The 10,833-nt window shown below is 74.4% G+C and carries 10 protein-coding genes; all 10 read left to right on the forward strand.

Features of this window, described 5'->3' with window-relative positions; all coding sequences use genetic code 11:
* Positions 1 to 79 precede the first annotated feature (79 nt).
* A complete protein-coding gene (locus NS331_RS14315) occupies positions 80 to 856 on the forward strand; it encodes a hypothetical protein (protein WP_058642663.1) in 777 nt (258 codons plus the stop codon).
* A gap of 26 nt (positions 857 to 882) precedes the next feature.
* Entirely contained in the window at positions 883 to 2,049 is a 1,167-nt protein-coding gene (locus NS331_RS14320) for a hypothetical protein (protein WP_058642655.1), read from the forward strand.
* 14 nt (positions 2,050 to 2,063) lie between these two features.
* Positions 2,064 to 4,037: a caspase family protein gene (locus tag NS331_RS14325; RefSeq protein ID WP_058642656.1), complete on the forward strand. Its 1,974-nt coding sequence runs from the start codon at positions 2,064 to 2,066 to the stop codon at positions 4,035 to 4,037.
* A 33-nt stretch (positions 4,038 to 4,070) separates the two neighbouring features.
* Positions 4,071 to 4,631 carry a type VI secretion system tube protein Hcp gene (locus NS331_RS14330; RefSeq protein WP_058642657.1) on the forward strand — a complete coding sequence of 187 codons (561 nt, stop codon included), beginning with the start codon at positions 4,071 to 4,073 and terminating at the stop codon, positions 4,629 to 4,631.
* Entirely contained in the window at positions 4,628 to 5,458 is an 831-nt protein-coding gene (locus NS331_RS14335) for a type VI secretion system accessory protein TagJ (RefSeq protein ID WP_058642658.1), read from the forward strand. The genes NS331_RS14330 and NS331_RS14335 overlap by 4 nt, the downstream gene beginning before the upstream one ends.
* Entirely contained in the window at positions 5,451 to 5,966 is a 516-nt protein-coding gene (tssE, locus tag NS331_RS14340) for a type VI secretion system baseplate subunit TssE (RefSeq protein WP_058642659.1), read from the forward strand. Before NS331_RS14335 ends, tssE begins: the two co-directional genes overlap by 8 nt.
* A 22-nt stretch (positions 5,967 to 5,988) precedes the next feature.
* Positions 5,989 to 7,869, forward strand: a complete 1,881-nt coding sequence (gene tssF, locus NS331_RS14345) for a type VI secretion system baseplate subunit TssF (RefSeq protein WP_058642660.1) — start codon at positions 5,989 to 5,991, stop codon at positions 7,867 to 7,869.
* Positions 7,866 to 8,912 carry a type VI secretion system baseplate subunit TssG gene (tssG, locus tag NS331_RS14350; protein WP_058642661.1) on the forward strand — a complete coding sequence of 349 codons (1,047 nt, stop codon included), beginning with the start codon at positions 7,866 to 7,868 and terminating at the stop codon, positions 8,910 to 8,912. Before tssF ends, tssG begins: the two co-directional genes overlap by 4 nt.
* Entirely contained in the window at positions 8,909 to 9,193 is a 285-nt protein-coding gene (locus tag NS331_RS14355; RefSeq protein WP_058642662.1) for a class I SAM-dependent methyltransferase, read from the forward strand. The genes tssG and NS331_RS14355 overlap by 4 nt, the downstream gene beginning before the upstream one ends.
* 48 nt (positions 9,194 to 9,241) lie before the next feature.
* Positions 9,242 to 10,833, forward strand: a 1,592-nt coding sequence (locus tag NS331_RS14360; RefSeq protein ID WP_153012857.1) for a Clp protease N-terminal domain-containing protein, incomplete at its 3' end; no start/stop codon positions are given.

Below are 10,833 nucleotides of genomic sequence, written 5' to 3' on the forward strand. Positions count from 1 at the left end.
CCCTCTCCCCAGCCCTCTCCCGCGAGGGGAGAGGGAGCAAGACAGTGGCGGCCCTCGGCCGCGCATCGGCGAGGCCTTGATGCAGAACACCCTTTCGTCCGAGGACAGCGCGGAGCTGGTGCGCCTGTGGCGCCGCCGGCAGACGCTGGCGCCGCAGGAGATGGGGCGCATGTACGGCATCGTCGGCAGCGCCCTGGGCGACTGCCATCCGCCCGAGCTCAAGGCCCTGGGCGAAGGCCGGCAGGAGCTGGTGGCGCAGTTCATCTACCTCAAGGTGCTGCGGCTGGACGCCGACCCGGAGGAGGGCGACGAGGAGGGCGGCGGCGCCACCGACCGTGCCGCGCACAGCGCGCCCTCGACCGCCTTCGCCCTGTGCGCCTACTTCCGCCGCTACCTGATCGACTGCACGCGGGCCACCAGCTTCCGCCGCAGGCTCTCGCTGGGCGAGGAGGTGAGCGACGAGCAGCTCGACGCGCACCTGCGCGGCCATCGTGGCGCCGCGGGCGATGCCGCCGGCTGCCTGGCCGAGCACGGCCTGAGCATGGCCGGTGTGGCCGAGGCGGCGCGCCGCTTCATCGCCGGCCTGGGCGAGCCCGAGCGGCTGCTGCTGTGCGAAGGCTTCGGCCGCGAGGCGCCGCTGTCGGGCGTGGCCGCGCGCCATGCCATCGCCTCCTACCACTACCGCGCCGGCCGGCTGGGCCTGGTGCACCGGCGCGAATCGCTGCCGGCCGACTACGGCCGCACGCTGCTGGGCGGCTGGATCGCGCAGACGCTGGGCATCGCCATCGAGGCCGACAACATGGACGCCATCGGCGCCGTTTTCGAAATCCTGGGTGCTGAGGCGTCCTCCTCCTGACGACATAGACCATCAGGACGGATGCCATGCGCCCCCTCGACCTCTGGCCCCCGCTGGCCCACATCCGCAGCACGCTGGAAGGGCCGCCGGTGCGCCGGCCCGCTGCCGGCCCGGTGCCCGAGGGTGCGCCCGCGGCGGCCGCGGCGTGCCCCGCCGACCTGCTGCTGCCGCTGACCGAGCTGGCCCGCCGCCGCGAGGCCCTGGCCGCCCGCAACTTCGGCGCGCGCTGGGCGCCCGGGCGGCTGCTGTCGGTGCTGTGCGAGGGCCGCCTGCTGGGCGTGCTGCTCGACCGCCTGCTGCCCGACGGCCGCTGGCAGGGCTGGCTGGCCGCCGGCGAGGCCGACTGGGCCGGCGCCTGGGACGTGCTGCTGGAGCCGCAGGACGAGCCCTTCGAGCCGCTGTTCGGCATGGTCCAGGCCTGGAACCCGGTCACGCTGCTGCCCGCGCCGCCGCTGTGCGCGCGCGTGCTGGGCGAGCTGTCGGCCACGCGCCTGGCGGCCGTCCGCGCCGTGGCCGACGAATGGGCCGCGCAGCGCGTGGGCGCGCCGGCCGGCGCCGTGCCGGCGACGCCGCCCGCGCCCGGGTGCATCGCCCTGCGCGCCGTTGCCGGCTGCTTCACGGTGCTGACCGGCACGCCACTGGCGGCCGAAGGCGATCCGCGCGCCGACTACCAGGGCCTCTACCAGCAGGCCGCGCGGCGGCTGGCGCAGCCGGCGGCGCCGCTGGCGCGGGTCGGGCGCAGCCCCGCGCGGGGCGCGGTGTCGACCACCCGCCGGCGCGGCCACGGAGGCAGCGACACGGACGATGCCGGCCCGCTCAGGCGCTTGCTTCGCCGGCTGGGCGGCGGCGGCCTCCGCGGCAGCTGGGGCCCGGCCCTGGCCGTGCTGGCGCTGGTGCTCGTGGGGCAGAACGCCGGCCTGTTGCCCTCGCCGCAAGGCAGCGAGGGCGGCGACGCCATGCGCCTGCGCGATGCGCCGCCCACCGCGCCTGCCGCGCCGCAGGCCGACGCGTTGGTGCGCTGGAAGGCCGGCACCGACATGGCCGAGGCCACGCGCCTGCTGCAGACGGCCGGCGCCCAGGCCGTCGCCGGGCCGGACGGGCAGGGCCGCTGGTCGCTGCGCCTGCTGCAGCCGCGCGACGGGCTGGCGGTGCTGCGCTCCTCGCCCCTCGTGCAGTCGGTCGAGACGCCCTGACCGGGAGCCCGCACATGCGCCGCCTCCTGCTGCTGCTCCTGTTCCTCCTCGCGCTGGCCGCGCTGCCGGCCGCGGCGGTGCAGCGCGCGCTGCTGGTGGGCGTGTCGGAGCTGCCCTTCCAGCCGCAGAACCTGTGGCTGCAGGCGCCGCGCAACGACGTGCTGCTGATGCGCGAGGTGCTGCAGCAGCAGGGCTTCGCGCCGGCCGACATCGCGACGCTCGCCGATGGCGTGCCCGGCGCGCAGCCGCCCGACAGCCGGGCCATCGGGCTGGCGCTGGCGCAGTTGCTGGCCCGCTCGGGCCAGGGCGACTTCGTGCTGCTGTACTTCTCGGGCCACGGCACGCGGCTGCGCGACGCCACCAAGCGCTACCAGGAGCCCGACGGCCTGGCCGAGAACTTCCTGGCGCGCGACGTGCGCGGCCCGATCGGCGGCGGCAGCGCGCTCAGCGGCGGCGTGCGCGACGTGGACGTGGACGGCTGGATCCAGGCCTTCCTCGCGCGCGGCGTCTTCGTGTGGGCGGTCTTCGACACCTGCTCGGCCGCCTCCATGACCCGCAGCACCCGCGCGGCCGACACCCCCGACCCCGGCCCGCCGGACGACGAGGTGCGCTGGCGCGGCCTGCGCCCCGAACAGCTGGCCGGCGGCGACGGCGCCGCAGTCCCGCCGCTGCCGGCCGCGCCGGCCACCGCCGCCACGCCGCGTGCCCGCTACGTGGCCTTCTTCGCGTCGGAGAGCAACCAGGTCACGCCCGAGCTGCGCCTGCCGCGCGGCGACCGGCAGGCCCGTCCGCACGGACTGCTCACCTGGGCCCTGGCCCAGGGCCTGCAGCGCCGTCCCGCCACCTGGCGCGAACTCTTCGACGACGCGCTGGCGGCCTATCCGCCGGTCATCGACGAGCTGGAGCAGCGCTTTCCGCAGCGCGAGCTGCCCTCGCCGGTGGCCGAGGGCAGCCTGGACCTGCCCCTGTTCGACAACAGCGCCCTGCCGCGCAGCACGCAGCCGGCGTGGCCCGCGCAGCGCGCCGGCGCCAGCCTGACCGTGGATGCCGGCCTGCTCGACGGCCTGGAGGCGCAGCAGGCGGTGACGGTGAGCGCCGTGCTGCCCGACGGCGGCGCCCGCAGCGCGCCGGCCCGGCTGCAGGAGGCCCTGCTCTCGCAATCGCGCCTGGGCGTGCCCGCGACGCTGCAGGGCGCCGCCGGCGGCGCGCTGTGGCGCGTGGCGCCGGTGGCGCCGCCGGCCTCGCTGGTGCTGCGCGTGCGCACCGACCGGGCCCTGCCTGCCGGCATCAGCCTGGACTATCCCGCCGCCATCGAGCCGGTCGACGGCGAGGCCGACCTGCTGTGGGCACCGGCCGGCCGCGCGGGCCAGCGCCTGTTGCCGCTGTCGGCCGACGCGGCCCGCTGGCGCGGCGCCGTGCCCGCGCCGCCGCCGCTCACCAGCGACGCCGCCGTGCGCCGCCAGCTGGCCCTGATGGCGCAGCTGAAATGGTTCGAGCGCCTGCAGCAGCTGGCCGAAGGCCGCCGCGTGGACGGGCTGGACCTGGCCGTGGAAACCTGGGAAGGCGAGCGCCTGGTCGCCAGCCGTCCCCTGCCCGCCGACAGCGTGGCCGCGCCCGCGCCGGGCCAGCGGCTGCGCCTCCTGGTGCGCAACGCCAGCGGCCATTCGCTGGACCTGGCCGCGCTGGCCCTGGACCTGCGCGGCGACCTGTGGTCCGTCTACCCCGGCGAGGCCGGCGAGGCCAACCGCTTCGAGCGCGGCCAGCCGCAGTCGCCCGCCATGAAGCGCTTCGACCTGCCCGACGGCGGCGCGGGCCGCCTGCTCGTGGTGGCCAGCCCGGCCCTGCCGCAGAGCGCGCCGCGCCTGTTCGGCCTGTCGGGCGCGGCTCCGCTGGCGGACCTGCGCGTGCGCGGCCAGGCCCGGCCCGACCGCGAGCGGCAGGTGCTGGCCGTGGCCGTGCGCTGGGGCCCGGCCGCGCCGCCGCCCTGACCCCCATCAACCCGCAACGAGGAGAAATGCGACATGGCCTTCAACCTGGATGGTGTGCTGGACCCCGATGAGGCGCTGCGCCTGATCGAGGCCATGACCGCCGACAACGGCAACGACATCGTGATGGCACTCGAAAGCCGGGGCACCGCGGTGGAGGGCGAATGCCAGCGGCCCTTCGCCGACGGCAGGCGGCGCATGGACGTCGCGGGCTATTCCTTCTTCATGCGCACCGAGCGTTCGGCCGGTGCGGCGCGCGGCCAGCTGGAACTGTCGGGCGTGCACGTCGTGCGCCGCTGCGATGCGGCCACGGCCTCCCTGGCCAGCCTGCACCAGAGCCAGGACCCGGCGCTCAAGCTCACGCTGTCGGTGTTCAAGGCCGGCGGCGACAACTCGGGCGACGCGCAGCCCATGCTCGAGTTCGCGATCGAGAAGGCGCGCATCTACTCGCATGCGCTGCTGGTGGGCGGCAATCCCAAGGAGCCCTGGGAGGTGATCGGCGTCGCCTACCAGAAGCTGGAGTTGCGCTCCGCCCCGCAGACCCGGGAAGGCATCCGCGGCGCGGTGCGCACCTGCACGCTGGAGGTGCGCGCATGACCACGCCCGAGGAACACCTGAAGGCCGGCGATCCCGCCGCGGCGCTGGCGGCCCTCACGGCCCAGGTGCGCGCCCGGCCGGCCGACGCGAAGCTGCGCGTCTTCATGGCCCAGCTGCTGTGCGTGCTCGGCCAATGGGAGCGGGCGCTCAACCAGCTGGCCGTGGCCGCCGAGATGGATGCGCTGGCCGTGCCCATGAAGCAGGTCTACGGCGATGCGATCCGCTGCGAAGGACTGCGCGCCGAGGTCTTCGCGGGGCGGCGCACGCCGCTCATCTTCGGCCAGCCCGACGCGTGGCTGGCGCTGCTGGTGGAGTCGCTGCTGCGCATCGGCGCCGGCGACGCGGCGGCCGGCGAGGTGCTGCGCGCCCGCGCCTTCGACGCCGCCCCCGCCGGCGGCGGCCGCATCGACGGCCAGCCCTTCGACTGGCTGGCCGATGCCGACATGCGCCTGGGGCCCGTGCTGGAGGCCTATGTCAACGGCCGCTACTACTGGGTCCCGTTCTCGCGGCTGGCCGCCGTGAAGATCGACGCGCCCGAGGACCTGCGCGACGGCGTGTGGATGCCGGCCCACCTGGACTTCGCCAACGGCGGCGAGACGCTCGCGCTCATCCCCACGCGCTACGAGGGCACCGAACGCTGCGGCGACGGCGCGCTGCAGCTCGCGCGCCGCACCGACTGGCGCGAGCGCGCGCCGGAGGTCTGGCTCGGCCTCGGCCAGCGGACGCTGAGCAGCGACGCGGGCGAGCATGCGCTGATGGACGTGCGCGAGATCGTGTTCGATCCCGTGGCGCAGCCCGAGCCGGCGGCGGGCCCCGTCGATGGCTGAGCCGCGGGACATCCGCGCCGCGCAGGAGCGGCTGCAGCCCTCGCTGCTGGACCGCCTGGTCGACCATGAGCCGGGCCGCCGGCAGGAAGGCGACGAGCAGCGCACGCTGACGCGCCAGGCCCTGCGGCAGGCGGTGCTGCGCGACCTGGCCTGGCTGCTCAACGCCACAGGCCTGGGCGAAGCACTGGACGAGCGCCGCCATCCGCAGGCCGCGCGCTCGGTCCTCAACTACGGACTGCCTATGCTGTCCGGCCAGTTCACCTCGTCGATCCAGCGTGTCAGCATGGAACAGGCGGTCAAGAACGCGATCCTGCAGTTCGAGCCGCGCATCCTGTCCCACACCCTCGAGGTCGAACTCATCATGGAAGGCTCCGTCCTGGATTCCCACAACCGCGTCGGTCTGCAGATCCGCGGCATGCTGTGGGCGCAGCCCGTGCCGCTGGAGTTCCTGATGCGCAGCCGCATCGACCTGGAAGAGGGGCGCGTCGAGACCGAGGCGGCGGCCTGAGGACGACGAGGCCGCGCTTGCCATGGACCCGAGGCTGCTGAACCTCTACGAGCAGGAACTGCGCTACTTCCGCGAGAGCAGTGCGGAGTTCGCGCAGGCCTATCCCAAGATCGCCCACCGCCTCGGCCTGGCGGGCCAGGAGGTGGCCGATCCCTATGTCGAGCGGCTGATCGAGGCCACGGCCTTCCTGGGCGCGCGGGTGCAACTCAAGCTGGAGGCCGACTATCCGCGCTTCACCGGCCACCTGCTCGACATCGTCTATCCGCACTTCCTCGCGCCCACGCCGGCCATGACGGTGTGCGCCTTCGAGCTGGAGGCGGACAACCCCGCGCTGGCGGCCGGCCCGGTGCTGCCGCGCGGCAGCGCCCTGCGCGCGCGCCAGGCCGTGGGGCAGAACACCCACTGCGAGTTCCGCACCGGCCAGGCGCTGCGGCTGTGGCCCGTGCAGCTCACGGCCGCCCAGTACTTCAGCTATGCCCCCGACCTGCCGATCGCCCGCCATCCGCGGGCGCGCGAGATCCGCGGCGGCCTGCGCATCACGCTCTCGGCCACGGCGGGGCTGCGCTTCGGCCAGTTCCCGCTCGACGAGCTGCTGCTGTACTTCGGCGGGGCGGACGACGTGGCCTGGCAGCTGCATGCCTGCGTGCTCGACCGGCCGGTCGAGGTGTGGGTGCGTTCGACGGCACCGGGTGGGGCGCTGAACAGCCTGCCGGGCAGCGCCGTGCAGGAGGTGGGCTTCGCCGACGACGAGGCCCTGCTGCCGGCCACGCTCACGGGCTTCTCGGGCTTCCGGCTGGTGCAGGAATACTTCGCCTGCCCCGAGCGCTTCCGCTTCGCCCGCATCGCCGGCCTGCAGCGCGCGCTGCAGGCCATGGATGCGCCGGAGGTGGAACTGGTGCTGCTTTTCTCCCGCGGCGACGCGACGCTGGAGAAGCTGGTCGGCCCCGACAACGTGCGGCTGCACTGCGCACCGGCCATCAACCTGTTTCCCAAGCGGCTGGACCGCGTCCAGGTGAGCGAGGGCGTGAGTCAGTTCCACCTGCTGGCCGACCGCACCCGTCCGCAGGACTTCGAGATCCACAGCCTGACCGAGGTGCTGGGCTTCAGCGGCACGGTGCAGGGCGAAGGCGTGCAGGAGCAGCCCTTCCTGCCCTTCTACGCCGCCTTCCACGGCAGCCGGCATGCCCATCCCGCCTACTACACGACCACGCGCGAGCCCCGGCGGCTCTCCGTCCGCCAGCGCGGCGAGGGCCATCGCAGCAGCCACATCGGCTCGGAGCTGTACCTGCAGATCGTCGATCCGCAGCAGGCGCCGTATTCGGCCGGCCTGCGGCAGCTCGCGGTGAGCGCCCTGGTCACCAACCGCGACCTGCCCCTGCTGCTGCCCCTGGGCGAGACCGGCGGCCTGGAATGCCTGGCGCCCGGCCCGGTGCAGCGGGTGCGCCTGCTGCGCGCCCCGTCGCAGCCCGTCTCGCCGGTGGTGCAGGACGGACTGGGCTGGAAGGTGGTGGACCATCTCGCGCTCAACTACCTGAGCCTGCACGACAGCCAGCCGGCGCAGGGCGCCGCCGCGCTGCGGGAGATGCTCACGCTCTATGCCGCCCATGCCGACGAATCGCGGCGCGGCCAGGTGCGCGGCCTGACGGCGGTGCGCACGCGGCCCGTGGTGCGCCGCCTGCCCCTGCCCGGGCCCATCGCCTTCGGCCGCGGGATGGAAGTGACGCTGGAGGTCGACCCGGGCGCCTTCCACGGCCACAGCGTGTTCCTCTTCGGCGCGGTGATGGCGCGCTGGCTGGCGCGCCATGCCGAGGTCAACCATTTCGTCGAGACGGTGCTGCGGGTGCCCGGCCAGGGCGAAGTCATGCGCTGGAGGCCCTTGTGCGGGACGCGGCCCATCCTGTGAATGCCGCGGCCCTGCTGGCGGCCGAGGCCCCACGCGCCTGGGCCTGGGACTGGTTCGCGCTGATGCGCCGGCTGGAGGCGCTGGAGCCGGCCATGCCGCGCTGGGGCCGGGCGCTGCGGCCCGCAGCCGAGCCGGTGCGCGTGGGCCAGGAGCCGTCGCTGGCCTTCGCGCCCGCGAGCATCCAGCGCTTCGAGCTGCCGGCCGACGGGCGGCCGCCGCTGATCCGCCAGCACTTCTTCGCCTACATCGGGCCCAACGGCCCGCTGCCGGTGCACCTGTCGGACTTCATCCGCGAACGGGCACTGAACCACGGCGACCGCACCTGGCTGGCCTTCCTCGACACCTTCCTGCACCGCTTCTCGCTGCACCTGTACCGGGCCTGGGCGCAGGCGCGGCCCGCGCCGGGAATGGACCGGCCCGGCGAAGACCCCTTCCGCCACCGCGTGGGCGCGCTGGTGGGCATCGGCGGCAGCGCGCGGCGCGGGCGCGACGAGGTGGCCGACGATGCCCGGCTGCACTTCGCCGGCTGGCTGGCGCGGCAGGTGCATTGCGCCGAGGGCGTGGCGTCGGTGCTGGGCGCGTACTTTGGCGTGCCGCTGCGGCTGGAGCGCTGGGTCGGCCACTGGATGCCGCTGCCGGACGGCGAGTGCACGCGGCTGGGGGCCGCACCCGCCCGGCCGCCCGCGCGCCTGCTGGGCGGCGGTGCCGTGCTGGGCGTGCGCGTGTGGGACCGCCAGCACAAGGTGCGGCTGCACCTGGGGCCCCTCACCCTGGCGCAGTACCGGCTCTTCCTGCCGGTGGGCACGGCGCGGCCGGTGCTGGGCCGGTGGATGCAGCAGCTGCTGGGCGATGCCCTGGCCTGGGACGGGCAGCTCGTGCTCTGCCCGGCCGAGGTTCCGCCCACCCGGCTGGGCACGCGGCGCGGCAGCGGCCCGCGCCTGGGCTGGGAAAGCTGGCTGGGCGCGCGGCCCCATGCGCGGCCGGCGCAGGGGCTGCGCATCGTCGGCGGGGACGTCCGCTTCCAGGCCGGAGGCGGCCGATGAGCGCCGCTGCGGTGAAGGGCGGACGCGCCGCCGGCGCGCTGCGCGGGGGTGGCCTGCTCGTGTTCACCGTCGAGTCGCTGCCGGACGCGGCGACCGAGCCCTACCGCATCAACCTGAGCGGGCGCTATGCCCACACGGCCGCGCACGTGCGCGAGGCGCTGCAGGGCGCCGGCTTCCGCAGCGATGCCGCGGTGGCCGCCGTGGCATTGCGCAAGGAAGCGGGCGCCGACGTGTCGGGCTGGCTCGTCGGCGCCCACCGCGATGCCCTGGCGCCGGTTTGAAGAAAGCGCCGGCCCCGTTCGTCCTGTCCACATCCTGGAGAGCAACCCATGAGTGAAATCAGCCGCACCGCCCTCTTCGGCAAGCTGAATCCCCTGGCCTACAAGGCCATCGAAGGCGCGACGGTCTTCTGCAAGATGCGCGGCAATCCCTACGTGGAGCTGGAGCACTGGTTCGCCCAGCTGCTGCAGAACCAGGAGAGCGACCTGCACCGCATCGTGCAGCACTACGGGCTGGACATCTCGCTGCTGGCCAAGGACGTGACGGCCGCGCTGGACCGCCTGCCGCGCGGCGCCACCGCCATCAGCGACTTCTCGCCGCACATCGAGAACGCCATCGAGCGCGCCTGGACCTATGCCACGCTGCAGTTCGGCGAGGCGCAGGTGCGCACCGGCTACATCGTGGTCGGCATGCTCAAGACGCAGAGCCTGCGTAACCCGCTGCTGCAACTGTCGAAGCAGTTCGAGAAGATCAAGGTCGAGGACCTGGCCGCCAACTTCGCGAAGATCTGCGATGCCTCGGCCGAGTCGACGATGCGCGCGCAGGACGGCACCGGCATGGGCAGCGGCACGCCGGGCGAGGACAGCGGCGCCATCGCGCCCGCCGCCATGGGCAAGGGCGATGCGCTCAGGAAGTTCACCACCGACCTCACCGAGCAGGCCCGCGGCGGCAAGATGGACCCCATCGTCGGCCGCGACGACGAGATCCGCCAGGTGGTCGACATCCTGATGCGCCGGCGCCAGAACAACCCCATCCTGGTGGGCGAGGCCGGCGTGGGCAAGACGGCGGTGGTCGAGGGCTTTGCGCAGCGCATCGCCCGCGGCGACGTGCCGCCGGCCCTCAAGGACGTGAAGCTGCTGGCTCTGGACGTGGGCCTGCTGCAGGCCGGCGCCAGCATGAAGGGCGAGTTCGAGCAGCGCCTGCGTTCGGTGATCGAAGAGGTGCAGTCCAGCGAGCAGCCCATCATCCTGTTCGTCGACGAGACCCACACGCTGGTGGGCGCGGGCGGCGCGGCCGGCACCGGCGATGCGGCCAACCTGCTCAAGCCGGCCCTCGCGCGCGGCACGCTGCGCACCGTGGGCGCCACCACCTGGGCCGAGTACAAGAAGTACATCGAGAAGGACCCGGCGCTGACCCGCCGCTTCCAGAACGTGCAGGTGGACGAGCCCGACGAGCGCAAGGCCATCCTGATGATGCGCGGCGTGGCCAGCACCATGGAGAAGCACCACCAGGTGCAGATCCTGGACGAGGCGCTGGAAGCCGCCGTCAAGCTGAGCCACCGCTACATCCCGGCGCGCCAGCTGCCCGACAAGAGCGTCAGCCTGCTGGACACCGCCTGCGCCCGCGTGGCCGTGAGCCTGCATGCGACGCCGGCCGAGGTGGACGACAGCCGCAAGCGCATCGAGTCGCTGGAGACCGAGCTGCAGATCATCGGCCGCGAGAAGGCCATCGGCATCGACGTGGCCGAGCGCGAGCAGACGGTGAATGCGGAACTGGCCGCCGAGCGCGACCGCCTGGGCGACCTCGAAGGCCGGTGGGGCCAGGAGAAGGCGCTGGTGGACGAACTGCTGGCGCTGCGCGCCAGGCTGCGCAGTGGCGGCCAGCCGGTCGACGTTCCTCCCCCTCCCCCCCTGGGGGAGGG

This window comes from Pseudacidovorax intermedius (genome assembly GCF_001476815.1).
In the GTDB taxonomy this organism is placed as follows: domain Bacteria; phylum Pseudomonadota; class Gammaproteobacteria; order Burkholderiales; family Burkholderiaceae_C; genus Xenophilus; species Xenophilus intermedius_A.